This is a genomic window from Nitrosomonas marina, from assembly GCF_900111605.1.
GTDB classification, from domain to species: domain Bacteria; phylum Pseudomonadota; class Gammaproteobacteria; order Burkholderiales; family Nitrosomonadaceae; genus Nitrosomonas; species Nitrosomonas marina_A.
Genome location: NZ_FOIA01000014.1, coordinates 70416 through 94623, shown reverse-complemented (window position 1 = coordinate 94623; position 24208 = coordinate 70416). Strand labels below are relative to the sequence as shown.

The 24208-nt window shown below is 50.2% G+C and carries 27 protein-coding genes; 14 read left to right on the top strand and 13 right to left on the bottom strand.

The window, feature by feature from the left end; translation table 11 throughout:
- On the top strand, nucleotides 1–186 hold a 186-nt coding region (locus BMY62_RS08140), incomplete at its 5' end, for a methane monooxygenase/ammonia monooxygenase subunit C (RefSeq protein ID WP_218142940.1).
- 107 nt (nucleotides 187–293) lie between these two features.
- The gene (locus BMY62_RS08135) at nucleotides 294–845 is read left to right on the top strand and encodes a hypothetical protein (RefSeq protein WP_090658462.1); all 552 of its coding nucleotides are present in this window, start codon (nucleotides 294–296) and stop codon (nucleotides 843–845) included.
- Nucleotides 846–1072: 227 nt separating this feature from the next.
- Here BMY62_RS08135 and BMY62_RS08130 read toward each other — a convergent pair whose 3' ends face one another.
- A complete protein-coding gene (locus tag BMY62_RS08130) occupies nucleotides 1073–1540 on the bottom strand; it encodes a hypothetical protein (protein ID WP_090658460.1) in 468 nt (155 codons plus the stop codon).
- Between the two features lie 233 nt (nucleotides 1541–1773).
- Nucleotides 1774–2229: a hypothetical protein gene (locus BMY62_RS08125; RefSeq protein ID WP_090658458.1), complete on the bottom strand. Its 456-nt coding sequence runs from the start codon at nucleotides 2227–2229 to the stop codon at nucleotides 1774–1776.
- Between the two features lie 26 nt (nucleotides 2230–2255).
- On the opposite strand from BMY62_RS08125, the gene BMY62_RS08120 reads away from it, so the two are divergent.
- The 7 genes from BMY62_RS08120 to BMY62_RS08090 all read left to right on the top strand — a co-directional run bounded on the left by BMY62_RS08120 (nucleotide 2256) and on the right by BMY62_RS08090 (nucleotide 6883).
- Nucleotides 2256–2444, top strand: a complete 189-nt coding sequence (locus BMY62_RS08120; RefSeq protein WP_090658456.1) for a hypothetical protein — start codon at nucleotides 2256–2258, stop codon at nucleotides 2442–2444.
- A gap of 112 nt (nucleotides 2445–2556) precedes the next feature.
- A complete protein-coding gene (gene legP, locus BMY62_RS08115; protein ID WP_090658454.1) occupies nucleotides 2557–3582 on the top strand; it encodes a Dot/Icm T4SS effector Zinc-dependent metalloprotease LegP in 1026 nt (341 codons plus the stop codon).
- A gap of 54 nt (nucleotides 3583–3636) precedes the next feature.
- Nucleotides 3637–3855, top strand: coding sequence for a hypothetical protein (locus BMY62_RS08110; RefSeq protein WP_090658453.1), 219 nt, complete (start codon nucleotides 3637–3639; stop codon nucleotides 3853–3855).
- 78 nt (nucleotides 3856–3933) lie between these two features.
- Nucleotides 3934–4440, top strand: coding sequence for a hypothetical protein (locus BMY62_RS08105; RefSeq protein WP_090658451.1), 507 nt, complete (start codon nucleotides 3934–3936; stop codon nucleotides 4438–4440).
- A 33-nt stretch (nucleotides 4441–4473) separates the two neighbouring features.
- Nucleotides 4474–4821, top strand: coding sequence for a hypothetical protein (locus tag BMY62_RS08100; protein ID WP_090658449.1), 348 nt, complete (start codon nucleotides 4474–4476; stop codon nucleotides 4819–4821).
- A gap of 64 nt (nucleotides 4822–4885) precedes the next feature.
- The gene (locus BMY62_RS08095) at nucleotides 4886–6451 is read left to right on the top strand and encodes a M6 family metalloprotease domain-containing protein (protein WP_090658447.1); all 1566 of its coding nucleotides are present in this window, start codon (nucleotides 4886–4888) and stop codon (nucleotides 6449–6451) included.
- 126 nt (nucleotides 6452–6577) lie between these two features.
- Nucleotides 6578–6883 carry a hypothetical protein gene (locus tag BMY62_RS08090; RefSeq protein WP_090658446.1) on the top strand — a complete coding sequence of 102 codons (306 nt, stop codon included), beginning with the start codon at nucleotides 6578–6580 and terminating at the stop codon, nucleotides 6881–6883.
- A gap of 36 nt (nucleotides 6884–6919) precedes the next feature.
- On the opposite strand, the gene BMY62_RS08085 is transcribed toward BMY62_RS08090, so the two are convergent.
- Both BMY62_RS08085 and BMY62_RS08080 read right to left on the bottom strand, forming a co-directional pair.
- Nucleotides 6920–7735, bottom strand: a complete 816-nt coding sequence (locus BMY62_RS08085; protein WP_090658445.1) for an SDR family oxidoreductase — start codon at nucleotides 7733–7735, stop codon at nucleotides 6920–6922.
- 16 nt (nucleotides 7736–7751) lie between these two features.
- Nucleotides 7752–9578: a glycoside hydrolase family 15 protein gene (locus BMY62_RS08080; RefSeq protein WP_090658443.1), complete on the bottom strand. Its 1827-nt coding sequence runs from the start codon at nucleotides 9576–9578 to the stop codon at nucleotides 7752–7754.
- Nucleotides 9579–9707: 129 nt separating this feature from the next.
- Here BMY62_RS08080 and BMY62_RS08075 point away from each other — a divergent pair, with 129 nt between their 5' ends.
- From BMY62_RS08075 to mutS, 5 genes are all read left to right on the top strand, one after another.
- Nucleotides 9708–10385, top strand: a complete 678-nt coding sequence (locus BMY62_RS08075; RefSeq protein WP_090658440.1) for an arginine N-succinyltransferase — start codon at nucleotides 9708–9710, stop codon at nucleotides 10383–10385.
- Between the two features lie 311 nt (nucleotides 10386–10696).
- A complete protein-coding gene (locus BMY62_RS08070; protein WP_090658438.1) occupies nucleotides 10697–11344 on the top strand; it encodes a MotA/TolQ/ExbB proton channel family protein in 648 nt (215 codons plus the stop codon).
- A complete protein-coding gene (locus tag BMY62_RS08065) occupies nucleotides 11331–11732 on the top strand; it encodes an ExbD/TolR family protein (protein ID WP_090658436.1) in 402 nt (133 codons plus the stop codon). Before BMY62_RS08070 ends, BMY62_RS08065 begins: the two co-directional genes overlap by 14 nt.
- Nucleotides 11733–11739: 7 nt before the next feature.
- Nucleotides 11740–12663, top strand: a complete 924-nt coding sequence (locus BMY62_RS08060) for a hypothetical protein (RefSeq protein WP_256207500.1) — start codon at nucleotides 11740–11742, stop codon at nucleotides 12661–12663.
- Nucleotides 12664–12857: 194 nt separating this feature from the next.
- Nucleotides 12858–15446, top strand: a complete 2589-nt coding sequence (gene mutS, locus BMY62_RS08055; protein WP_090658435.1) for a DNA mismatch repair protein MutS — start codon at nucleotides 12858–12860, stop codon at nucleotides 15444–15446.
- Nucleotides 15447–15454: 8 nt separating this feature from the next.
- On the opposite strand, the gene BMY62_RS08050 is transcribed toward mutS, so the two are convergent.
- The 9 genes from BMY62_RS08050 to BMY62_RS08010 all read right to left on the bottom strand — a co-directional run bounded on the left by BMY62_RS08050 (nucleotide 15455) and on the right by BMY62_RS08010 (nucleotide 24146).
- On the bottom strand, nucleotides 15455–15934 hold the full coding sequence (locus tag BMY62_RS08050) for an FKBP-type peptidyl-prolyl cis-trans isomerase (RefSeq protein ID WP_090658434.1): 480 nt from the start codon (nucleotides 15932–15934) through the stop codon (nucleotides 15455–15457).
- Between the two features lie 49 nt (nucleotides 15935–15983).
- Nucleotides 15984–16433 carry a CopD family protein gene (locus BMY62_RS08045; RefSeq protein ID WP_090658432.1) on the bottom strand — a complete coding sequence of 150 codons (450 nt, stop codon included), beginning with the start codon at nucleotides 16431–16433 and terminating at the stop codon, nucleotides 15984–15986.
- A 21-nt stretch (nucleotides 16434–16454) separates the two neighbouring features.
- Entirely contained in the window at nucleotides 16455–17069 is a 615-nt protein-coding gene (gene rnhB / locus BMY62_RS08040; protein ID WP_256207498.1) for a ribonuclease HII, read from the bottom strand.
- Nucleotides 17070–17093: 24 nt separating this feature from the next.
- Nucleotides 17094–17537 carry a 3-hydroxyacyl-ACP dehydratase FabZ gene (gene fabZ, locus BMY62_RS08035; protein WP_090658431.1) on the bottom strand — a complete coding sequence of 148 codons (444 nt, stop codon included), beginning with the start codon at nucleotides 17535–17537 and terminating at the stop codon, nucleotides 17094–17096.
- 86 nt (nucleotides 17538–17623) lie between these two features.
- Complete coding sequence (locus tag BMY62_RS08030; protein ID WP_256207496.1) at nucleotides 17624–18181, bottom strand: OmpH/Skp family outer membrane protein; 558 nt, start codon at nucleotides 18179–18181, stop codon at nucleotides 17624–17626.
- A 29-nt stretch (nucleotides 18182–18210) separates the two neighbouring features.
- A complete protein-coding gene (bamA, locus tag BMY62_RS08025) occupies nucleotides 18211–20541 on the bottom strand; it encodes an outer membrane protein assembly factor BamA (protein WP_090658429.1) in 2331 nt (776 codons plus the stop codon).
- A 3-nt stretch (nucleotides 20542–20544) separates the two neighbouring features.
- A complete protein-coding gene (rseP, locus tag BMY62_RS08020) occupies nucleotides 20545–21912 on the bottom strand; it encodes an RIP metalloprotease RseP (protein ID WP_090658427.1) in 1368 nt (455 codons plus the stop codon).
- Nucleotides 21913–22089: 177 nt separating this feature from the next.
- The gene (ispC, locus tag BMY62_RS08015) at nucleotides 22090–23286 is read right to left on the bottom strand and encodes a 1-deoxy-D-xylulose-5-phosphate reductoisomerase (protein ID WP_090658425.1); all 1197 of its coding nucleotides are present in this window, start codon (nucleotides 23284–23286) and stop codon (nucleotides 22090–22092) included.
- Entirely contained in the window at nucleotides 23283–24146 is an 864-nt protein-coding gene (locus BMY62_RS08010; protein ID WP_371264082.1) for a phosphatidate cytidylyltransferase, read from the bottom strand. The genes ispC and BMY62_RS08010 overlap by 4 nt, the downstream gene beginning before the upstream one ends.
- Between the last annotated feature and the right edge of the window lie 62 nt (nucleotides 24147–24208).

Below are 24208 nucleotides of genomic sequence, written 5' to 3'. Positions count from 1 at the left end.
CATGCATTCTGGTTTATGGAAGAGCTGTTTAGCGCACCGTTGCACTGGGGCTTTGTGATACTGGGCTGGGCTGGACTGTTCTCGGGTGGTATAGCAGCGCAGATCATTACGCGCTACTCTAACCTGACGGACGTTATCTGGAACAACCAGAGCAAGGAAATCCTTAACAACCGGATTGTTCCCTGAACATGTAATATTTTTTAATTGTCCCCCATGATTTTTTATTCGAATCATGGGGTTTAAAAAGAATGCTCCGTGGATGATCAAATCATTCGGAGCAGGAGGTTTACAGAATGAAAAAAATCAAAAAAATATGGATGACGGGTGTAATACTCCTCTCATTTTTTTATAGTGGTTTGATAGCAGCGCATGGGAACGTTCCTTTGGAAAATGATGTTTGTGTGCGCATGATGGCCGGCAGCATGGTTCATCTGAGTACTTATCAACCGCAATACGATCCACAGGCGGAATACTGCACCGAAATTCCGCATGAGGGGGAAACTTTCTGGGTGCTGGATATTATCGACCATGCATTGCGAACGATGCCGATCGACATCAGGATTGTGCGTGGAAGCGGTGACTCCACCGGCGATACCGTGGCATCCATGTATTCTACGGAGCATTCGGATGGTGTCATCAAAGGGGCGTTTAATCTGGACAAAGGGGACTATACCCTGCTTGTAACCGGAGTGGGCATTCCTTCATTTCATTACGAATATCCGCTGAGCATACAGACAACCAATTATACGAACCTGTTTATTTCTGCAATACCTTATATTCTGGCATTTCTACTGATTGCTTTCCTGACTGACAAATTTTTAAAGCGCAGACAAATGCTGCATTGAACACGGTTCCAGCGGAATCGTCACAAATAGAACTGCATCTTGATGAAAAAAACCTCTGGCAACACCAGAGGTTTTTTTAGATAACCTGCAAGACCATTCGGAATCTTCCTTTGAACTGCAACTCCTCGGGAATCAATTTTCCGAAGCTGCCGATATACGATAACAATCCCGACTTTTATGTGCGGTACTGTAAAAGTTCATCTGGACAGGACTGGCGCCAGCGCGTTTCATATCACATTCATTTTAACAATGAAGTCATTGGGCAGCTGGTAAGCACAGGTCATTGACGACAGAATCGCTATCCACGCAAGTGTAATGAACAAAGCAATGCCCGTTGTGAGAATCAGGCTGCGGAAAGCGGCTTTGTTTTCCTTATCCACCGAATTGTCCGTGTTGCCTTTCGCGGTATTTTTTTTCACCCATGCAAACTCCCGGTAAACGCCGGTATATGTGGCAAAATTGGCGATGAGTATGGAAGTGCCCATCATGATGCCCAATACCGGGAAAAGGAAAGCCAGCCCATGTACCATTCTCGTGTCAAAGGTTAATTGTGTCCCGTAATGCACACCTTGCAGAAGTAAAAAAACGGTAATGAACACTGATTGCGCTATAAGCATTCGCATCAATCTTTTTTTGATCCGGGTCGATTCGCGATCCAGTTTTAGTTGATCAAATTGTTGCCATACATCATTCATCTGAGTATCCCAACGTAATTAAACGTTTTAAACCAAGTTGTTGAAGTCTGTCTGCCAAAAAAATTGTTTATGAATATGTCACATATTACTAAGATTATGTCAATTCAATCAATTCATTTGTTGCCGTCTGGCAATCGCGCGCATGATTTTTTGTTTCACAAAAACTACATACTGAATAAAAAAAACCCACCGAAGTGGGTTTGGAGAGCTACGTGTTAAACTGGTTACCTGATTTACAGGGCGTCAAGTGCAGTATCTACCTGCTTGCCTGCCTTGTTGACAGGATGATTCATGTTATCCGTTGATTCGGCGACTGTTTTGCGTGCAGATTGCTCCATGGCGATTTTTTTGTGATGCAGCGCCTTTTGCTTGTTTTCCTGAGCGGCTTTGTCGTATTCGTTAATTTTATAGGCAACATGTTTTTTGATATGTTGTCCGTTTCTGCCAAAAAAACTGCTGCGCGGCTTGTTACTGAGCGCTTCCAGTTGCGCTTCTATTTTTTCCTGCATGGCATGCGCCATGTTTTCATATTTATCTGCCAGCGCTTCATGATCAACAAACGCCGTATTCACAGCATTGGGACTGGTTTGATGGTTCGGTGATGCTGCGAGGGCATTTACTGAAATAACGCTCATCAAGGCGGTAATCGCTAAAGCAATCACAAACTCTTTTGCTTTGACTGTTTTCATGTGTTTACTCCTTAATAAAACTCAACATGAGTGCAAGTTTAAATAAGTCAATCGCCTTCGCATATTGGGATAATTATTATTCTGCTATAAGCGAAACCATTAACATCATTGACTTATCAGGAATTTTTCAGGTATTCGGTAAAAAACCGGCTGATGGAATCATCGGTCACGAATTACGTAAAACCGGCAATTGTCCACGGTTGAATCAGCGTTAAATTGACGTGTGTGTGATTTTTATCACAGCATGGCGCACAATTCCACAATACCATGTAAACTACCTTATACGCCTTACTCATATTCGACGACTTGCATGTCAGGAGGTTGAAAATGGCAAATCACACACATATCGACAATGACGGTATGCTTTCCGGAGATCGGGTCCTGAAGGGCTTTATTTCAGGTCTGACTTTCAAGAACAAACCTGTTCAATATACTGTTGTGGACGGGTTTGCTTTTTTTGAAGGGGATATCATACTCGGTACGGCCGATGAAATGGCCGCACACACCCAGGTGGTGCTTTCAGGAAATGCAGAAGCCATACAGGATGACCTTCAGAGGGGCGTGGCCGTCACCGGTGCGCAATATCGCTGGCCGAACGCTCTGATGCCATATGAAATTGATCCGGGATTGCCCAATAAAAACCGGGTTACCGATGCGATTGCGCACTGGATCAGCAAGACCAATCTGAATTTTGTTGAACGTACCGCGAGCAACGCGGGCCAGTACCCGAACTATGTCCGTTTCAGACCGGGCGGCGGATGCAGCTCGAGTATCGGCATGCGTGGCGGTCAGCAGTTTATTAATCTTGCAAGTGGCTGCAGCACCGGCAATACCATTCATGAAATAGGACACGCGTGGGGTCTTTGGCACGAACAAAGCCGGGAAGACCGGGATACTCACGTTGCGATTCACTGGGAAAATATCGAATCCGGCAAGGAACATAATTTTAACCAGCATATCAGCGATGGCGATGATTATGGCCCTTATGACTATGGCTCGATCATGCATTACCCGGCCAAAGCTTTTTCGAAAAATGGCAATGACACCATTACGACAATCCCGCCCGGCATCGCTATCGGCCAGCGCAGCGGTTTGAGCGATGGTGATATCGCGGCAGTCCATGCAATATATACAACCTGGCATACGAACAAATCAGTGATCCAGGTATATGCAACGTATCACGCACAAAATGCATGGGCGCGTGTCGAGGACCTGGGATGGCGGAAAATCAGGACCGGCAACCCGGATGGTGTCACCAATACGCTCATAGCGCTCAGCGAAGCAAAGGCAAATAACCGCACAGTCAATGTTTATGCGGATGGCAGTACAATTGAACGCATTTACCTGAATTAGCAGACAATTAATTGCGCGCATGTTTTTTTAACCACCAGAAGCGAGGATACGACCATGTGGACTAACAATCAATCTGTCATTCAAACATACACTACTTTTCATACCGAGAATGCCTGGGCAAATATCAGCGGCCTGGGTTGGAGGAAAATCAGGACAGGCAATAAAGACGGCATCACCAATACTTTCGCGCTGTTATGTGCAGCAAAGGCAAATGGCCGGTCTGTCAATGTTTATATTGTAGACAACCTGATCGAGCGTGTTTACTTGAACTAATTGTCCAGCCCGGGCTGTCATCCGACCCAAGGCTACCAAGGTTGGCAGCGTGGGTGGCAATTTAAGGAGAAACAGATCATGAATCACGAAATTATTATCAAAATTCCTATGATTGGCCAGTTCGGCACAGGAAACGAGACTGTTTCATCTGCTGATGCGTCAGCCGCTCCGCCACCGGACCTGAGTAGCCAAACCAGCCAAACGGTGGGCGGCATGGTTGCGACGGAAAGCGCAGCGCCGCCACCAGATGAAATTGTGCAGGGCGGTGGCGGCTGGAATGAAGAAGCGGTCGCACCGGGGCCCGATATGCAGTTTCCCTTAGAGACTGCACTTCGTACAGAAGATATGGTGCCCGGACCGCAAGCGGCCATGACTGAAACCCAAGCCAGTGGTTTGGCGCCTGCACCATCAGCCAGCGACCTGACCGGTTCGGGGGTAAGTAATTTGTCAGCAGAAACTGCGCCACCGCCCGATTTGGACGATATGCAGACCCTGGATGCCGTGCCGGAGCCCGATATGGAAACAGCGCCTGCCGCCAGAACCGGCGAAAAAAAATCGGCCGGGCAATCGCGTGCAAAAAAATAGCCGCCGGATACCAATGAAAGAAAGTATTGAATCATGCGTGTTGCAGGCCAAGTCTTGATTGATAGCGATGTGGATACATTTCACGATGCTACATTATATGTTTACGCCGAAGATGTGGGCATGCTCGACGAATCGGCGGTACCGCTGGCTGTCGAGCGGATTGACCATGTATCACACCGGAAAGGTGAAACGACTGCGTTGCCGTTTGTGGTGGATTTTACCGTTAAAAATCCGTGCTCCGACACAATCGTCCGGGCGCATATCAGTATGTCCAAAACGCCGGAAATCTGTCGTGGAGATTGGGTCACCGTACAGGCATTTTCAGTCGATTTATCATCCCGGCACGATAACATGCTGCTGCAACTGCAAAAGGTAACATGATCGCCTGCGTTTGAATGTTTGAATTATAGGACGCTCATTCTAATATTTATGAGAGGGACGCCAAATGTGTTACGAACGTTGTATAGCTCCTCCTTCACCGGAATTGGAGGAAAAAATTATCCGGTCCAAGCAACGCTTGCGCGAGGGAATCGCCCTTCCAGGTAAAACTGACAAGGATGTACTGGATCAAAAAAGCGCTGCGCTGATTTTAACGCGACCGCCAAAAACCAGGGCGCATACGCTCATTTCCCCAACCAAGCAATTCAGTCCTATCGTCGGTGTCAGAAAAGCGCTGGTATTGCTGGTAGATTTTTCCGATAAAACTGCTGCGCAGACACAACAGCATTACAGCGACATGCTGTTTTCTTCAGGTACCTATGCAACCGGCAGCATGCGTGATTTTTACCGCGAAGCATCATATGGCAGACTCGACGTCGTCGGCGAAGTCAGCGGTACCGGCGGTCCGACTGCGGGCTGGTATCGCGCCCCGCAAACCAAGGCGTATTATACCAACGACGACTACGGCTTCGGCAGTTACCCGCGTAACGCGCAAAAACTGGTCGAGGACGTGATTGATCTGGCCGCACCCCATGTCAATTTTGCCGAGTATGATAATGATGGTGACGGCATCGTCGATGCACTGGTTATTATCGCAGCAGGGTCGGGCGGTGAGGCCACAGGTAACAGGAGTGACATCTGGTCGCATAAATGGTCCATTGCACCAAAAACATACAATGGCGTACAGATCAGAAATTATTTTATGGCGCCTGAAGACGGACGTGTGGGCGTTATGGCGCATGAGCTTGGTCATTTGTTGATGCAATGGCCCGATCTGTACGATACAGACTACTCCTCCAGGGGAACAGGACGCTGGGATCTGATGGCGGGCGGCAGCTGGAATAACGGCGGCGACACACCGGCACATCCGACAGCCTGGTGCAAGCTGCAGGCCGGATGGATAACGCCCAAGGTTATTTTCAACGATGCACAGAGTGTCAATATTCAGCCTTACCACAGCAGCGCCGATGTATATAAGCTGCCAATCGGTGATGTGAACTCAAAGGAATATTTTCTGGTCACCAACCGCCAGCAACAGGGTTTTGATCGCTATCTGCCCGGCAGCGGCTGTATTATTGAGCATGTTGACGATAACCAGGCCAATAATACCGATGAAAACCATTATCTGGTTGATATCGAGCAGGCTGATGGAAATCGTGATCTGAATACCAACGCCAACAGCGGCGACACCGGCGATGCATTCCCGTCCGGCGCGAACAATGTTTTTAATGACACCACAACGCCGAACAGCAAGGCCTATGATGGCAGCAACTCCAGTATCGATGTATCCGCAATCAGGCTGACGGGAAATACGATCAATGCAACGATCAGTGTCGGTACGGTTTCGACGCAGGTATGGCTTGCCAATAAAATAATCGACCGTACTTATACCAGTTACCATACGCAGAATGCATGGGTGCATATCAAAAACACGGGGTGGCGGAAAATTAAATCCGATCATCCCGATGGCGTCACACATCTGTTGATCATGGCATGCGAGGCGCAGGCCAATAACGTACCTGTTACCGTCTATGTCGATGACAGTACGATCTACCGGATGTATATGGTATGACGCAGAAACTGTGTCCGATATGTATCAACCGAGAGCCTGGCTGTCTTGTCAGCAAAACGCTGCGAGACAGTCAGGTGTATTGAAGCGCGTCGTTTTGAATTAAACGAACTGTAACCCGCAAAAGTTATGCATGATCAAAATCCATCCCGCCCGGTCACTGCGGCACCGAATGAGTCTTTGCTTAAACTCAGGCTAATTACCTGCAGTCAGTCACAAGACGACGCACGCAAGTGGCTGCTCAGTTTTGAAATCATTGAGACGTCGGCTGTCTTCGGTCCGCAGTTTGCAGAACCCGGCAAAACCGTTGAAGGTTTTTCTTTTGAAAACTTTCAGGATTTCAAGCCGGGTGACACCGTTAGCGCCCGTGCCGAATATCTTGGCGGTGCGCATCACGGCTATTACCAGCTAACCCGACCCGAAAAAGCGGATTGAGCAATCTGTCAACGAAGCCGGATAATCAGCCGGAATCTATCCACCGTCAGCAAAATCGGCGAACAGTTCCATGCCGCCGTCGACAAAAAGAGTCTCGCCGGTGACGTAGTCGGCCTCGTCGGATGCCAGCCAGGCTACGGCAGCGGCGATGTCCTCAACCTTCCCCGCACGCCCATAGGGAATTTTTCGCATGATTTTTTTTCTTGATTCCGGGTCCTGGAAATTATCGATATTGATCGGGGTCTTGACCGCGCCTGGCGCGATTGCATTGACACGGATCTGGTAAGGGGCAAGTTCCTGGGCGATTGTTTTCATCAGCATTGCGGCACCGGCCTTGGCGGCGCAGTAATTGGCGCGTCGCGACCAGGGGATGTTCTGGTGCACCGAGGTGATAAATACCATGGCGCCCGGCGGTCGGTCGCTGTTTTCCTGAGATTGCCGCTTGAAAAGTCGCGCGGCTTCGCGTGCGCACAAAAAATGTCCGGTCAGGTCGACATTGATCACCGTGTTCCAGTCGTCCAGCGTCATATCGATAAAATCGCTGTCCCGCTGCAGTCCGGCATTGTTGACCAATACGTCAAGCCGGCCGAACTGCTTCCTGATGACTGTGAACAGGTTTACGACATCGTCTTCACGGCTGATATCCGCCTGCATGCAGGTGGCATTTCCGCCTTGTGTCTTGATGGCATTGACAACAGCTGCGGCATCGTCCTTTCGTTCGAGATAATTGACAATGACATGACAGCCTTCCTGTCCGAGACGCAGGGCGACGGCCTTGCCGATGCCTGTAGCGGCTCCGGTGATCAGGGCAATTTTGTTGTTGAGTGATTGCATTCGAATAGTATGTGCCATAGGTCGGTTGAATTCATCAGCGGTTATCCTGCGACAGCAATAGCTGGAGCTGGTAAGCGGCGCTGATCAATCCAAGATGTGTGAACGCCTGCGGGAAGTTGCCCAGCTGTTCACCTTTCAGGCTGATCTGCTCGGAATACAGCCCGAGATGATTTGCATATCCGAGCATTTTCTCGAAATACAGAATGGCTTTGTCGATCTTTCCGGATTTGGCCAGGCATTCGATATACCAGAACGAACACATCGAAAAAGTCCCTTCTTCACCGGCAAAGCCATCGCTGGCGCCATTGTCGAGATTATAGCGATAAACCAGTGAATCTGTGACCAGTTCACTCTCTATGGCCCGAAGTGTCGATATCCAGCGTGGTTCATTGGGGCTTAACATACGTACCAGTGGCATCAGCAAGGAGGATGCATCCAGAGTATCCGCTCCGCGGTACTGTACAAAGGCCTCGCGTTCCGGATTCCAGAAATTGTGATAAACATCGTTAAACACTTCGTTACGTGTTGCCCGCCACCGCTCGAGCGGTGCCGGAAATGAGCGGTTTTCGGCAATCCGTATTCCGCGATCAAGGGCAACCCAGGACATTACCTTGGAAATCAGAAATTCCTTTTCTCCATCACGCACTTCCCAAATGCCATGGCCCTTTTGTTTCCAGTTTTCGCATACAAAATCGATGAATTTGGTTAAACTCAGCCAGAAATCATAACTGATCGGCTCTGCATTCTTGTTATACAGATAAATCGTATCTATCAGCTCGCCGAAGATATCGAGCTGGAATTGATTGTACGCGCCGTTGCCTGAGCGCACCGGTGTGGAGCCTCTGTATCCTTCAAGATGCGGGATTTCATGTTCTTCAAGATCGAACGAGCCGTCGATTCGGTACATGAGCTTGAGTTCGTCAGCAGAGTCGATTTCCAGGCTGCGTTGCTGTATCCAGTGAATAAACTGCTGTGCCTCGCGGTTATATCCGAGCCGCAGGAAGCCATACATTGTAAACGCTGCATCGCGGATCCAGGTATACCGGTAATCCCAGTTGCGCTGTCCGCCGATATGTTCCGGCAGGCCGAATGTGGCGGCGGCAACGGTTGAACCGTAACGGCAGGATGTGAGCAGTTTCAGCGTAATCGCGGAGCGCCTGACGATATCCTGCCAGCGGCCGCTATAGGCCGACTGATTATTCCAGTTTCGCCAGAAATGCAAGGTACGGTCAAAGTTTTTTTTTGCAAATGCTTTCAGGTCATCAAGCGTGCCTGGATATTCAGAAGTATCTTCAGACAACAGCACAAAGCAGATTTCATCCCGGGCTTTCAGATGAATTTCAGCCACAAGCCGGTCGTCTTCCAATTCAAAATCAACCGGACATATCAGACGAAACGCCTGTTGATCCGTTTCTTTGCTTTGAATGAGCTGGGTGCCGTTTTGTTTTGTGACATCAAATCCGAATTTGCCATAGGCAAAGCGTGGATTCAGCTCGACTCGCACTGTGTGATCGCCTTTGATGATTTTGAGCATTCTGATCAGCGCGAAACGGTTGTGCTCCTCATCCACCGGCATAAAGTCGGTCAATTCCGCGATACCCACATTGGTCAGGTAACGGGTGATCAGAATGGCGGTATCGGGCAGGTACAGTTGTTTGTGATTGACCTCGTCACACTGAATTTCAATGGAGAATGATCCTCCGCTATTCCGGTCGAGCAGCGCAGTAAAAATGGTCGGTGAATCGAACCGTGGATACGGCAGAAAATCAATGGATCCCCGCTTTGAAACCAGTGCGGTCGTCTCCAGGTTGCCGATCAGGCCGTAATCCTCGATAGAGCAGTAGCGGTCAGGTATTGTCATTGCGAAACTGATGCTGATTGATGGCTTGGTAGTAACAAGTTTATACCATACCGTCACTAGAAATCAGTTAAAATGGACAACCATCAATAATGATCCATTATCATTCTGTATTTTTTCGACGGCGCGATTATGAACTGGACCCAAGTGCTGCTCATTGTTTTTATCACCATCCTGATTACTATCGCGGGTACCTACTGGGTGCTCAAGACGTATGTTTTCGCCACTGCATTCACTCCGGTATCACTCAGTGCAGCGGAAGAACGGGCGCTTGATGACAAACTCGACAAGCTGGGATATGCAAGGGATACCGGGTTATCTTCCTCTTATCAGCAGGAATATTCATACCAGCCGCTTGAGGACGAGTTTCATGAAGACGGCTATCTGAAACCTGAACCATACTCCGAGTCGGGTGCAACGCGAGAAGTCAGTTTTACCGAACGCGAGTTGAATGCGATGCTGGCTAAAAATACCGAACTGGCCCGCAAACTGGCCATCGATCTTGATGAGGGACTCGTCAGTGCCAAGCTGCTGGTACCGTTCGAAGAGGATTTTCCGGTTTTCGGCGGTAAAACACTTCGGGTCAATGCCGGCGTCGGCATGACCTATCGGAATGACAAACCGGTAATTGTCCTTAGCGGCATCAGCATCATGGGCGTACCGATTCCGAATGCCTGGTTGGGTGGATTGAAGAATATCGACCTGGTGAACGAATTCGGCAGCGATCCGGGGTTCTGGAAAAGCTTTTCCGAAGGTATCGAGCATATTCAGGTGGAACGCGGCCGGATTATTATCAAATTCAGGGAATAGTCGCACGTCATCATTAAATGGCGCTATATATAATAGCGCGCTACCCGCAGCCATTTACTTAATTCGTTTTCTCAGCGTATCCAGTGCATAGCGATCTGTCCGTGTCTGACATTCGCTGTCTTTTCATCAATTCAGATCTTCCTGCTACAACTGTGCACCGTCTATGGCAGTATATTGGGTTTTCCGGTACCGGGAATTCGTGCCGGTATTTATGTTCAAACACCCGCACATACTCGAGTAAGGCATTTCATGTGCAAGCTGTGCGGGTCGTAACGTTATAGCTGTTTTTTTCCGATATCTGGAGTAAATGTATGGAATATCTGAACCAAGCCTGGGTCATGCTGGAACTGGGCGGTATCATCATCCTGCCACTGTCGTTGCTGGGGGTGATCGCGCTGGCGATCATGCTGGAGAAGGCGTTCGTCTACTGGCGATTCGCAAGGCTTTCGAACGAGCTGCTGAATCTCATCGAAACATATGGTTTCAAATGGGAAGATCTGGAAAAATTTCTGTCAGGGCTGGACAGGCGGCATTATTACAAGCGTTTTTTTGAAGTCGTGATCGCCAACCGGCACCAGCCGTCATGGTGGACCGAGTCGCGTGCGGCGGACGAAGCGCAGATGATCGAAGCGTCATTGTCGCGCCGGCTCTGGGCGCTGGAAACGATCGTCACCGCTGCCCCGCTATTGGGGCTTGTCGGTACCGTTGTCGGCATGATGCGCGCCTTTCAGGTCATCGGCAGCGAAGGCATCGTCAACCCGACCGCAGTGACGGGCGGTGTTGCCGAAGCATTGATTGCCACCGTGGTCGGTTTGTCGATTGCGCTGATCGCCCTGTTCGGATTCAATTATTTTTCGCGGCTGCAATCGCAGACCATGGATGAAATGGAACGTCTCGGCACGCGCCTGATCGATCACATCCGCCTGGACCAAAAGGAAGACGTTCATGAAACTGCGTAAAACCAGAACGCCTCGAAAAGGCTATATCCAGATTATTCCCATGATCGACGTTATGTTCTTCCTGCTGGCGACGTTTATGCTGGCTTCGCTGTCAATGCAGAACCTGGATTCTCTGCAAGTTAACCTACCCGAAGGCCAGGCCGAAAAACTCAGCGCCGAAAAACCGGTCACGCTCACCCTGACCAAAGACAGTGAAATCTTCATCAACAAAGAATCCGTTACGCTTGACACGCTGGCCGCGACACTCAAACCGCTGCTTAAGGATGCGCAGCAGAAACTGATCGTATCGGCGGACAATGAGGCCCCGCAGGGTGTCGTGGTGCAGGCGATGCTGCGTGCGCGGCAAGCGGGCGTGCAGCAGTTTCTGATCGCGGTACGGCATAAGTAATCCGGTAATGCATGCACCTGTTTCGACAATGACCGACTCCAGGTCCAGGGAGATTCGCCTGTGGTGGCCGCTGCCGCTGTCGGCGCTGATCTGGCTGCTGCTCATATGGATGTTTGGTTTTTTCCTGTCGGAATCCGATGACGAAGTTGAAGTGGCAATTTCAGTGCCGGACGCTATCGAAGCTGAATTTCTGGAACTGCCCGAGCTGGCGCAGCCGCAGGAATCGGTGCCGCCACCGCGTAAAGGTGTCGAAACGCCTTCCGAGACACCACCGCAGATTGAACCGGCGCCGGCGGTTGAGGCACCGCCACCACCCCGCGTTCGGCCACAGGCGCCGCCGGTCAGGCCCGATGCCGTTGCAGTACCGAAGGCGCAACAACCCGAGAAAAAAACCACAACAGAGGCCACGCAACCCAAGGACGCCGAAACGCCTGCTGATCTGTCGGAATATATCAATCAGAGAAGGCCGCAACCGCAACAACCCGCCGCTCAGGAGCGTCCTGCCGGTATTTTTGACGGTCCCGAATATGCCCGCAACAAAAATACGCAACCGCAGTCATCCGCGGAGGAAATCCGCATGGCGAAAGTGCGTCGCAATCTGCAAACACCCGGCACCAGCGGCATTTTTCAGATCCTCGAATTACGATCGACTTACGCGCGCTTTTCGTTCCGCGCCTGGACCACCGGCGTCAGTAATCCGCGCCGTGAAATCATCCAGGTTGAAACGGAACCGGGTGGCGACATTGAGCGCGCCGTGATCCGCCGCATGATTCAGCTCATTCGCCAGTACCACCAGGAAGATTTCAACTGGGAATCGCATCGCCTCAACCGCGTCATCGTCCTTTCCGCCCGGCCGGGAGACCAGGAAGGGCTGGAAGACTTTCTAATGCGCGAATTTTTCGGCGAACCGCTGCCGCCGTATATGCGGTAGATCAAGGTAGAGCGCAGAGTTGAGGCGTTATCCATGATAACCGGTGGCCACTGTCAATAAGTCTGTGCAGGATACCGCTATCATATCCGGTAACTTGGTAAAGCGTTTCTTGTCTAGCGTTATTCGATGCTAAAATCCTGTCGCATGACACATTTGACCCGTACCATTTTACACCCATAAACCCCGGCATTTGCATGAAAAAAGAACCGCAGCACACACCCATGATGCAGCAGTATCTGCGTATCAAGGCACAGTATCCCGACATGCTGCTGTTTTACCGCATGGGTGATTTTTACGAACTGTTTTACGATGATGCCGAGAAGGCCGCCGGTCTGCTGGATATTACGCTGACGCGGCGCGGTACGTCAGCAGGCGAACCCATCAAGATGGCGGGGGTACCGTATCATGCCGCCGAGCAGTACCTGGCCAGACTCGTCAAACTCGGTGAGTCGGTCGCAATTTGTGAGCAGGTGGGTGATCCTGCAGCGAGCAAGGGGCCGGTCGCACGCGAAGTAGTGCGTATTGTCACGCCCGGCACGTTGACCGACGCGGCTTTGATGGAGGACAAGCGTGATTGCATTCTGCTGGCGCTGACGATTCATGAATCCACACTCGGGCTGGCGTGGCTGAATCTGGCAGCAGGCCAGCTACGGGTGATGGAAACGGTGCCCGAACAGCTGGTCAGCGAGTTGGAGCGGCTGCAGCCGGCCGAGATTTTGCTGCCCGAATCGCTGCGCTCCGTGCCGGACCTGAACGACCGCTGGATTCTGAAAACACTGCCGCCGTGGCAGTTCGATCTCGACAGTGCCGTGCGCAGCCTGACGCAGCATTTTGAAGCACATGATTTGTCCGGCTTCGGCTGCGCGGATTTGACGACGGCGCTGGGCGCCGCCAACGCGCTACTCGAATATGTCCGCCTGACGCAGGGCAGCACCGCACTGCATGTGACGTCGCTGCAGGCGGTACGTGACAGCGTATATGTGCGTATGGATGCGGCCACACGCCGCAATCTGGAAATTTCCGAGACCATTCGCGGCGAGCGAGCACCGACTTTGCTGTCGCTGCTCGATGTTTGCGCCACGAGCATGGGCAGTCGCCTGCTGCATTTCTGGCTGCATCATCCGCTACGCAATTCATCAGAAATTCAACAGCGGCTAGACAGCGTGACGGACCTGATTGCGCACAATGCGCATCCGGCAGTACGCGATTGCCTGCGGCACGTGGTCGATATTGAACGCATCACGGCGCGCATCGCGCTGCGTACAGCACGCCCGAGAGATTTATCAGGCCTGCGCGACAGCCTGAGGCTGCTGCCAGAGGCAGCGAAGGTGCTTGCCGCATGCGAAGCGGGCTGCATTGCGCAATTAATGCAGGAGCTGCAGCCAGATCCAGCGCTGACAGGTTTGCTGGAGCAGGCGATCCGTCCCGAACCCGGTGCTGTGCTTCGCGAGGGCAATGTGATTGCGGACGGCTATGATGCAGAGCTCGACGAATTGCGCGCCCTGCAGCACAACTGCGGCGAGTTTCTGCTGCAACTGGAGGTTCGTGAAAAGGAACGCACCGGTATTCCGAATCTTAAAGTGGAATATAACCGCGTGCACGGTTTTTATATCGAAGTCACGCATGCACACAGCGACAAGGTGCCGGACGATTACCGCCGCAGGCAGACGCTCAAAAGCGCCGAACGCTACATTACGCCCGAACTTAAAGCATTTGAGGACAAGGCACTGGCGGCGCAGGATCGTGCGCTGGCGCGCGAAAAATTCCTGTACGATGCGCTGCTGGACAGGCTGTCCGAATCGGTACCGGCGTTGCAGCAAACCGCTGCCAGCGTAGCCACTGTCGATGTGTTGTGCGCTTTCGCCGAGCGAGCGCAGACGCTCGCTTATACCACCCCGGTGTTAACGCAGGAATCGATAATCGATATCGAGGCTGGACGTCATCCGGTGGTGGAGCAACAGGTGGACAACTATATTTCCAATGACGTGCAACTGGGTCCGCAGCATCACGGCGGTCATCAGATGCTGATCATTACTGGCCCTAACATGGGTGGCAAGTCTACTTATATGCGCCAGGTTGCGTTGATTGCGCTGCTGGCGCACTGCGGCAGCTTCGTACCGGCCCAGAAAGCGCGCATCGGACTGCTCGACCAGATTTTTACTCGTATCGGTGCGTCGGACGATCTCGCAGGCGGGCGCTCGACTTTTATGGTGGAAATGACGGAGACTGCCAATATTCTGCATAACGCCACGACGCAAAGCCTGGTACTGATGGATGAAGTCGGGCGTGGCACGTCAACATTTGACGGCCTTGCGCTGGCTCTGGCCATTGCACGCTATCTGCTGACCAGAAATAAAAGCTGTACGCTGTTTGCCACGCATTATTTCGAATTGACGCGGCTGGCCGAGGAATTCAAGCAAATTCGCAATGTTCATCTTGAAGCCGTGGAACATAAGCATCGCATCGTTTTTTTGCATAAAGTCGCCGCAGGGCCGGCGAGCCAGAGCTACGGCCTGCAAGTTGCCGCGCTGGCCGGCGTTCCCGGTCGGGCTATACGCATGGCCAGAAAGCATCTGGCAGAACTTGAAAAGCACAGCGCCGACAGAACACCGCAACTTGATCTGGTTTTTGACGAAACCGAGTCGGACGCCGAAGTCGAACCGCAGGAGAATCCGTTAATCCCCTTGCTGAGAGCGATTTCACCCGATGAACTGACGCCGCGGCAAGCGCTCGATCAACTCTATAAAATCAGACAGATGCTGGATGAACAATCCGGACAGTGATGCGATCGTTAATGCAGGTGTCCTTGCGGTCCATGTACATGCTGATGCGCAACTTCTTCAGACGTTGCCGGGCGTACGTCGATCACCGTGCAGGTGAAATTCAGTTTCATGCCGGCCAGTGGATGATTGCCATCCACAACCACCTGGTCTTCCGCAATATCGGTCACGGTATATATCAGGTAATCGTCGGAATCCTCGGCAGCGCCTTCAAAGCGCATACCAACCTCGACATTTTCTGGAAAGGCATTGCGCGGCTCCAGACGAACCAGAGTGCTGTCATACTCACCGAACGTATGCTCGGGTTCCATTGAAACGGTACAGCTGTAACCGATCTCTTTCTCATGCAGTGCTTCCTCGACCATGGGGAAAATGCCGTCATATCCGCCGTGTAGATAGCTGATTGGCTCTTCCGTTTTTTCAATCAGATTACCTGACGAATCAAATAGTTCGTACTGAAGCGACACTACTGTATCTTTCTCTATGCGCATATTGGTTCAACCTCCAGTTTTTTCATATTTATTAACAAAGATGCTTTGCTCAGGTGTCCAGAATGGCAATGGCAATGGTTACAAACCCCAGAATCAGATTCAAGCCGACCAGAACACGTATCTGTATCAATGCGATACCTGCCGACTCCCATTCTTCAGCTGCCACATAGCGTTTCAGTTTCCGGTAAGCAGTAAAATACACGTAGAGGAAGATCAGCATCATCATGGAACCAATGGCAAACATCAGATACACATTAAAGGGCAGGGCTCTAAATCCGCCCATTTGGGTAATCATGTGCAGACCGCTTGCCAGAATCACAGTAATCGACAGCCATACCCAGTGAAAAAAGCTGGCAAAAACCATCTGCCAGAATTTAAGCATCTGCGGTGGTGACGGCAGTAGTTGGTTGACAACCGGCCTTAAAACCATATAGGCGAAGAACATGCCCCCTACCCAAATAACAACACCCAGTATATGCAGAACTTTCAGGGTTTCCATATTGATTCCTTCACGAATAATTCAGCGATTAACGATAGATTGTGCAATTGTCTGAACAGGTGCGAAGCTTTGCCGGTGTATTTCCGTTATACCATACATTTGCAATGCGTTGATATGCTGTCTGGTTGGATAGCCCTTGTGTCGATCAAAGCCGTATTCCGGAAAGCGCCGGTGCAGCGCCACCATTTCGGCATCACGTGTGGTTTTTGCCAGAATGGATGCGGCGGAGATTTCGGCAATTAAGCTATCACCCCTGATAACGGTGCGCGTCGGGATTTCGAGTTTCGGGCTATGCGTGCCGTCAATCATGACCAGATCGGGCACCACCGGTAACAGCGCGATTGCTCTTTGCATGGCCAGCAGCGTTGCTTGCAGAATATTCAGCTGGTCTATTTCCGCTACCGTTGCCGATGACACCGCCCAGCCACGGGCGTGCTGTTTGATCGCAGCCGCCAGGCTGTTGCGTTTTTTTTCGCTCAATTGTTTTGAATCTGTCAAACCCGGCAAGTCAAACTGGGGCCCCAACACTACGCAGGCCGCTACGACAGGTCCAGCCAGCGGTCCGCGTCCGGCTTCATCGACGCCGCCTACCAGATGACACGCTTGTCGGGATGCAGTTGCAATGGTCTGCAACAATCGGCCTCCGCTTAAAGTTGTCGCTTATACACTTCTCGCAGTACACATCAGTTTTGCTTCTGTCACAAGCTGATCGTCAACTTCGGCCCGGGCACTATACTTCCACAGCCCTTTTATTTCACGGTCGATAGATACTTTGAGGATAAGCTGGTCTCCTGGCATTACCGGTTTTTTGAAACGGACGTTATCAATACCGACAAAATAATATACCGTATCTTCTTTATTGGATTCTCCACCGGATTTGAGCGTCAGCAGCGCTGCTGCCTGTGCCATTGCTTCAACAATCAGCACGCCTGGCATCACAGGATGATGTGGAAAGTGACCCTGAAAAAATGGCTCGTTGATCGAGACGCTTTTTACTGCAACTATACTTTTTCCAGTTTCAATCGACAACACCTTATCCACCAGCAACAATGGATAGCGGTGCGGCAAATATTTAAGAATTTCATGGATATCCATGGTGTTCATGTGTTTTCCCTTATGGATTCATTGATTTTTTCGCTGCGCACAGTATAACCGGGCAGTTATAGTATTTGTGATTCGATGAGGCTTGATTATGGCTGAATCGAATTTTTTCCCTTTTTGGTGTTCAGTGTTTCAATGACCTGATCAGTGATGTCGATGCGCTGGCTGCGGTAAACGGAATCCTGCAGTTGCAGAATCAGATCGTAATTTTCTTTTTCGGCTATATAATGAATTGCTTTGTCGGTCAACTCCAGGATGGCGCCATATTCTTCATTCTGGCGTACGGTCAGGTCCTCGCGCATCTGGCGCTGTGCTCGCTGATAATTACGGCTCAGGTTCGCCAGTTCTCGCTCCAGTTCTCGCCTGTCGGTTTCATTCAAGTTGGCGCCTTTTTTTTCCAGCTTCTCCTGCAACGTTTTGGCTTGCTGTGCCATCTCCTTGATTTCAGCATCGCGCGGTATGAATTCCTGATCTATTCTTTGCTGAGCATTCAATGCAGGAATGGACTCACGTAAAATCTTTTCCGTATTCACAACGCCTATTTTAATACTCTCGGCATGATTCAACGGGCTAAACAGCGGCAGTATGACTGCTGCTGACAGAATAAAAAGGCTGCGAAGTTTCCACCACAGGTTTTTAATAGTCAATAGATTCTCCTGAACGGTACGAGCTCAGCCTAAAATTGCTGCCCGAACAGAAACTGGAACATCTGCAAGTTATCCTCCGGTTTGTCATTGAGTGGTTTGGCGAGACTGACCTTTAAGGGTCCCATCGGTGATACCCAGGTTACTGAAATCCCAGCAGAAAAACGTAACAAATCGGGCAGGCCCTGATCTACCGGGAACCCATCCAGCATTACGGTTTTACGCTTGAAACTATCAAATACAGCGCCGCCATCAATAAAAGCGCCCAGACGGACAGACCGGTCGTCTTTCATAAATGGCATGGGAAACAAAAGCTCAAGATTGGCAACAACACGTTTGCTGGCACCGAGTGCGAATGTTCGGTCAGAACCCGGGACCGGTTCTCTCGGACCCAGTGAATTCAGATCGTAGCCGCGGACAGAATTGTTACCACCTGCGAAAAAGTTTTTAAAGAAAGGCAACGGTTTGTCTCTGTAACCATCGCCGATACCAAATTCCGTGTTTAAAAATAATGTAAATGTTTTGGTCAGCGGGAAGTAGGTTTTCTGATTGTAGCTGACCTTATAGTAATTCAGATCGACCCCCGGAATACTGACTTCGCCGAATAACCGGTGTGTTGTGCCCGATGTCGGATAAATCGCACTGTCACGCCGGTCGCGCGCCCAGCTGACGGTAAACGGCAGATTGTTTGTAGTCGAGCCAAATTCCTCGACAAATCTGACTGTTCTTGGAAGACTGTTCTCGAAAACACCAATCTCGGTCTGTTCAGCACCTGCACCAAATGAAATGATATCATTTTCAGCGATGGGCAGACCGAATCGCAGGATAGCACCTGATGTCGTCGTTCTAAAAGCATTTACCCTTGATAAGCGCGATGTATTGAGGTCTCGCCTGAATATATCGAAACCCAGACTGATGCCATCGACTGTAAAGTAAGGATTGTTAAACGAAATAGCAAACACGCGGTTAATACGGCCGGTATTTACCTGAAAACTGAAATGATTGCCGGTGCCAAATATGTTGTTTTGCGAGACAGATCCATTCAGAATCAGTCCCTCACGGTCTGAAAAGCCCGCGCCAAACATGATTGCACCGGTCGGTCTCTCCTCAACGTGAACATTGACATCGACCTGGTCGGGGGCATCCGGAACGGGCGGTGTCTCCACATTAACGCTGTTGAAAAACAATAGTCGGTCAACGCGCTGCCTGGACAGGTTGATTTTCGAAGTGGAGTGCCAACCACCTTCCATCTGACGGAATTCGCGGCGTATTACTTCATCTTTGGTGCGATCATTACCGGTAATATTGATTCGGCGTATATAAACCCGTCGTCCCGGGTCGACAAAAAACGTGAAGGCCGCTTGCCTGTTTTCATGATCCAGTTCGGGTGCTGCGTTTACATTTGCAAAAGCATAGCCGTCATCGCCGAGACGGTCAGAAATCAGCTTCACCGATTCGGTCAGCTTCTCGCGTGCAAACACGTCGCCAGACTGTAACAGTATCAATTCCTTCAGTTCTTCTTCAGGCACAATCAGGTCACCTGCCAGCTTGATATCAGAAACGGTATACTGTTCGCCTTCAGTAATGTTGACGGTGATATAAATATCTTTCATATCCGGCGTAATCGAAACCTGGGTGGAATCGATATTGAATTCCAGGTAACCACGGTCAAGATAATACGAACGCAATGTCTCCAGGTCTGCGGACAGCTTTTGCTTGGAATACTGATCGTTTTTGGTAAACCAGGTGAGCAGATTGGGTGTTGTTAAGACAAACAGGCCGCGCAGCGTTTTGTCATTGAACGCTTCGTTGCCGACAAAATTAATTAATTTGATACGGGCCGTGCGCCCTTCGTCAATGTCGAAATTAATAGCGATGCGATTACGATCCAGCGGTGTCGTCGTGGTGGTGATTTTAACGGCGTATTTTCCGGTGCTAAGATATTGCCGCTTTAATTCCTGTTCGGCCCGGTCCAGTAAAGATCGGCTGAAAATGCGCGATTCGGACAGCCCGGCCTGTTTGAGCCCTTCCTTGAGTTTGTCCTTTTCAAATGCCTTGGCGCCATTGATGTTAATCTGCGCTATCGCTGGACGTTCTTCAACCTGCACAATCAGTACACCGCCTTCAGTCTTTAACTGTACATCCTTGAAGAATCCTGTTGCATACAATGCTTTGACTGCTTCGGTAGCTTTGGCTTCATCGATGATATCGCCAACCTTGACAGGCAAATAGCTGAAAACTGTTCCGGCTTCGGTGCGTTGAATGCCTTCAACCCGGATATCCTGAACAACTAACGGTTCGCCGGCCCATACTGATACAGCGCATAACAAGCTGAAAAGCGCGACAAGATACCTGTAGTTCATTATCTAACCAGTAACCAGTCGATGTATATCGTTATAAATCGCAAACGTCATCAGGGTAAACAGCATTAAAAGACCTATTTTCTGACCAATAATCATGGTCTTCTCCGAGACAGGCGAACCTTTGATGATTTCAATGACATAATACATCAGGTGTCCGCCATCCAGAATCGGGATTGGCAGCAGATTTAACACGCCAAGGCTGACGCTGATCAATGCCAGAAATGCGAGATAAGAAGCCAGTCCCATCTGCGCGGACTGGCCTGCATAGTCGGCAATGGAAATCGGCCCGCTCACATTTTTCCAGGAAACGTCACCGGTAATCATTTTAGAGAGCATGCTCAACGTCAATACCGTAGTTTCCCAGGTTTTGTTCATTGCTATGATAATCGCCTCGCCAGCCGGATAGGTTACCATAACGCGCATTGCATCAAACAGCGACTGATCTATTTCCGGCATTATACCGATGCGACCAACCGTTTTTCCGTTCTCGACAACCGAGTCGGGCGTAACGGTCAAAGTGATAACCTGGTCGTCACGTAATATATCAAGTATCAGCGGCTGCTCTGGGTTTTGCTGTACTTCGGGTACAAACTCTATCCAGCTATAGACATCCCGGTCATTGACGGCCAGGATTTCATCGCCTGCACGTATTCCGGCGCGCTCACCCGCACCATCAGACATGACTGTTGCAATCACCGGTTTGATTTCGGGTTGGAAGAGGTTGAATCCAATAATACCCAGTACGTTGCCTTCCAGGTCGTCAGGATGAATACCGCTTAAATCGAGTTGGCGCCGATTGATTTGACCGTTCTGATTTACTGTTTCGATGGGTACCGCACTCGACCGCTCCACTGCGAAGCGCAGCAATGTCCAGCGCGCGTCCTGCCAGCTTTCAACCGGTTCGTTCCCAATACGGACGATGGTTTCGCCCTGCTCGAAATTTGCCCTGGCAACCGGCGTGTCGGGCACGACCGGGCCAAGCACGGGTTTTATGCCTTCGACACCCAAAACAAACATGAACCAGTACATAACGATTGCCAGTAAAAAATTGGCCAGGGGTCCAGCGGCCACAATGGCAAAACGGCGTCCAACGGGTTGGCGGTTAAAGGCGCGCGGTAAATCCTCTTTTTCGACCTTGCCTTCATTCTCATCCAGCATTTTGACATAGCCACCCAGTGGAATGGCAGCGACAACCCATTCGGTCTGATCTCTGCCTAAACGCTTTCGAAACACGGGCTGACCAAAACCGACAGAGAATCGTAGCACCTTAACACCATTCCAACGTGCAACGAGGTAGTGGCCAAATTCGTGGAAGGTAATCAGAATACCCAGGGCTACGATAAAAGAAATGATTGTGAAAAATATTGACATGTCAGCTCAGAGTGTGAAATCGCTGTTGAGATTCGTTGAATAAATCGGGCATGAGCCAGAGCATTTTGTTATCGTGATCCCGAGGCCGCTTGGTATGAAATGTATATTCTTGTTCCATGGGTCGCCAGTTAGAAGACGCACTATATTATCATTAGAAAAATTAACACAGCATGAAATTTAAGCAATCTGCCTGATTGTGCCCAGCCAGTCCCGAGCGGCATCACGTGCATTACTGTCAACCTCGAGAACATCACTGAGCGACTGCATTGTTTTTTTCTCAAAAGTATCCATGACATGCTCGATCATGGCGGGTATTGAGGTGAAAGGCATCTTTTCATCAAGGAATGATTCGACTGCGATTTCATTAGCAGCATTGAGAATTGCAGGCATGTTATCGCCCATCTCCAGCGCTCTGTACGCCAGCCTCAAGCAGGGGAATCGCTTAAAATCCGGTTTCTCAAAACCGAGATGAGCGACTTCAAACATATCTAACGGAGATACGCCGCTTTCAATTCTTCTTGGATAACCCATGGCATGTGCAATTGGTGTACGCATATCCGGATTTCCAAGTTGCGCCAGAACTGAACCGTCAATATATTCGACCATAGAGTGGATCACGCTTTGCGGATGAATGACGACCTGTATGTGTTCGGGTGCTGCATTGAACAGCCAGTGCGCTTCGATAACTTCAAGCCCCTTGTTCATCATTGTCGCTGAATCGACAGAAATTTTGCGCCCCATGTCCCAGTTGGGGTGGGCACATGCCTGCGCTGGTGTTACATTTGTCAGCGAATCCAGCGGCGCGTTCCGGAAAGGCCCTCCCGATGCGGTCAACAATATGCGACGAATGCCTTTGCCAGGAAGATCTCCGCCAAAATCATGCGGAAGTGACTGATGAATTGCATTGTGCTCGCTGTCTATCGGCAGCAGTGTCGCGCCATGCTGCTTGACTATGTCCATAAAGATTCGTCCCGCCATGACCAGCGTTTCTTTATTTGCCAGTAATACCAGTTTTCCGGCCTGTGCTGCTGCAAATGTCGGACGTATACCGGCCGCACCGACGATAGCAGCCATAACCACATCCACATCGGGCAGCGAGGCGACTTTCTCCAGCGACTCAACACCTGACAATACCGTTGTATCCAGACCGCTTTGGTCAATTGCCTGTTTAAGACGTTCGGCCTGAGCAGTATCCAGCATTACAGCATAACGCGGCCGGAATTGTTTACACTGAGCTAGCATTTTATCAATATTGTTGTTTGCTGTTAGTGCTGTGACACTGAACAGATCGGGATGGCGGTTAACGACATCAAGTGTGTTTTCGCCGATGCTGCCTGTTGATCCCAGAATCGTCAAATGGCGTAATGTATTCATAGTAGAGAAGAATTAAAAACCAGTAATGCCAGTATGGCGAGGGGTAAAGTGGATGTTAATGCATCGATACGGTCCAGAATGCCACCATGTCCCGGCAGAATTCTGCCACTGTCCTTGAGTCCCGCCTGACGTTTGACCAATGATTCAAACAAATCACCGATAATACCAAGAATGGCGAGTACCAGAAGTAGTGGTACCAGTGACTGCAGATGCGCGCCATCTGCAAAAACATATACCCAAACGAGTCCGTAAAGCAACACGGCAAACATGGCACCGGCCACGCCTTCCCAGGTTTTCCCGGGGCTGATGTGATAGGCAAGCTTATGTTGACCGAATGCGCGGCCAGTAAAATAGGCTGCCGTGTCAGAAACCCATATGGTTCCCATAAATCCCAGCAGCAGCACCGGGCTGATGGCGCGTAACTGATACAGTGCAAGTGCTGTCGGCAGCAGTACCAGCCATCCGATTCCCATCATCACCAGAGTATGATGCATAACAGTCGAATTTTTCAGCATCAGCGGTACGCAGCCTATCCAGAACAGCGTTGACAGTGCATAAATCCAGACTGCAGTATAGGCATAGGGGGTGCTTTGTACCGCTTCGCTTAACAAGAACAGTAATTCGCCGCCCAGTAATGTTGTCAACACCATGAAAATAACCGTATTTCTGACCGAAAAACGGGCCAAATGACACCACTCACGTGCTCCAATTACCGTGATGACAAGTAATAGAGTGGCCCAGAAAATATCCTGTAAATAGAATAATGCAGATAAAAACAGTGGTAAAGCGATGAGTACAGTCAGGATGCGGGTTTTCAGCATGGTTTTTTTCGGGACTGCAGGAACGCGTTTTGATGACAATTGATAAAATTATTCATAACTATTATCCAATTTGTCTCGCACAAAATTAACGGAATGACCAA

What these genes read in the sequence shown, in the direction of transcription:
- BMY62_RS08135 (WP_090658462.1), top strand. Translation starts at nt 294, where the DNA reads ATGAAAAAAATCAAAAAAATATGGATGACGGGTGTAATACTCCTCTCA.
- BMY62_RS08130 (WP_090658460.1), bottom strand. Translation starts at nt 1,540, where the DNA reads ATGAATGATGTATGGCAACAATTTGATCAACTAAAACTGGATCGCGAA.
- BMY62_RS08125 (WP_090658458.1), bottom strand. Translation starts at nt 2,229, where the DNA reads ATGAAAACAGTCAAAGCAAAAGAGTTTGTGATTGCTTTAGCGATTACC.
- BMY62_RS08120 (WP_090658456.1), top strand. Translation starts at nt 2,256, where the DNA reads ATGAGTGCAAGTTTAAATAAGTCAATCGCCTTCGCATATTGGGATAAT.
- legP (WP_090658454.1), top strand. Translation starts at nt 2,557, where the DNA reads ATGGCAAATCACACACATATCGACAATGACGGTATGCTTTCCGGAGAT.
- BMY62_RS08110 (WP_090658453.1), top strand. Translation starts at nt 3,637, where the DNA reads ATGTGGACTAACAATCAATCTGTCATTCAAACATACACTACTTTTCAT.
- BMY62_RS08105 (WP_090658451.1), top strand. Translation starts at nt 3,934, where the DNA reads ATGAATCACGAAATTATTATCAAAATTCCTATGATTGGCCAGTTCGGC.
- BMY62_RS08100 (WP_090658449.1), top strand. Translation starts at nt 4,474, where the DNA reads ATGCGTGTTGCAGGCCAAGTCTTGATTGATAGCGATGTGGATACATTT.
- BMY62_RS08095 (WP_090658447.1), top strand. Translation starts at nt 4,886, where the DNA reads ATGTGTTACGAACGTTGTATAGCTCCTCCTTCACCGGAATTGGAGGAA.
- BMY62_RS08090 (WP_090658446.1), top strand. Translation starts at nt 6,578, where the DNA reads ATGCATGATCAAAATCCATCCCGCCCGGTCACTGCGGCACCGAATGAG.
- BMY62_RS08085 (WP_090658445.1), bottom strand. Translation starts at nt 7,735, where the DNA reads ATGGCACATACTATTCGAATGCAATCACTCAACAACAAAATTGCCCTG.
- BMY62_RS08080 (WP_090658443.1), bottom strand. Translation starts at nt 9,578, where the DNA reads ATGACAATACCTGACCGCTACTGCTCTATCGAGGATTACGGCCTGATC.
- BMY62_RS08075 (WP_090658440.1), top strand. Translation starts at nt 9,708, where the DNA reads ATGAACTGGACCCAAGTGCTGCTCATTGTTTTTATCACCATCCTGATT.
- BMY62_RS08070 (WP_090658438.1), top strand. Translation starts at nt 10,697, where the DNA reads ATGGAATATCTGAACCAAGCCTGGGTCATGCTGGAACTGGGCGGTATC.
- BMY62_RS08065 (WP_090658436.1), top strand. Translation starts at nt 11,331, where the DNA reads ATGAAACTGCGTAAAACCAGAACGCCTCGAAAAGGCTATATCCAGATT.
- BMY62_RS08060 (WP_256207500.1), top strand. Translation starts at nt 11,740, where the DNA reads ATGCATGCACCTGTTTCGACAATGACCGACTCCAGGTCCAGGGAGATT.
- mutS (WP_090658435.1), top strand. Translation starts at nt 12,858, where the DNA reads ATGAAAAAAGAACCGCAGCACACACCCATGATGCAGCAGTATCTGCGT.
- BMY62_RS08050 (WP_090658434.1), bottom strand. Translation starts at nt 15,934, where the DNA reads ATGCGCATAGAGAAAGATACAGTAGTGTCGCTTCAGTACGAACTATTT.
- BMY62_RS08045 (WP_090658432.1), bottom strand. Translation starts at nt 16,433, where the DNA reads ATGGAAACCCTGAAAGTTCTGCATATACTGGGTGTTGTTATTTGGGTA.
- fabZ (WP_090658431.1), bottom strand. Translation starts at nt 17,537, where the DNA reads ATGAACACCATGGATATCCATGAAATTCTTAAATATTTGCCGCACCGC.
- bamA (WP_090658429.1), bottom strand. Translation starts at nt 20,541, where the DNA reads ATGAACTACAGGTATCTTGTCGCGCTTTTCAGCTTGTTATGCGCTGTA.
- rseP (WP_090658427.1), bottom strand. Translation starts at nt 21,912, where the DNA reads ATGTCAATATTTTTCACAATCATTTCTTTTATCGTAGCCCTGGGTATT.
- ispC (WP_090658425.1), bottom strand. Translation starts at nt 23,286, where the DNA reads ATGAATACATTACGCCATTTGACGATTCTGGGATCAACAGGCAGCATC.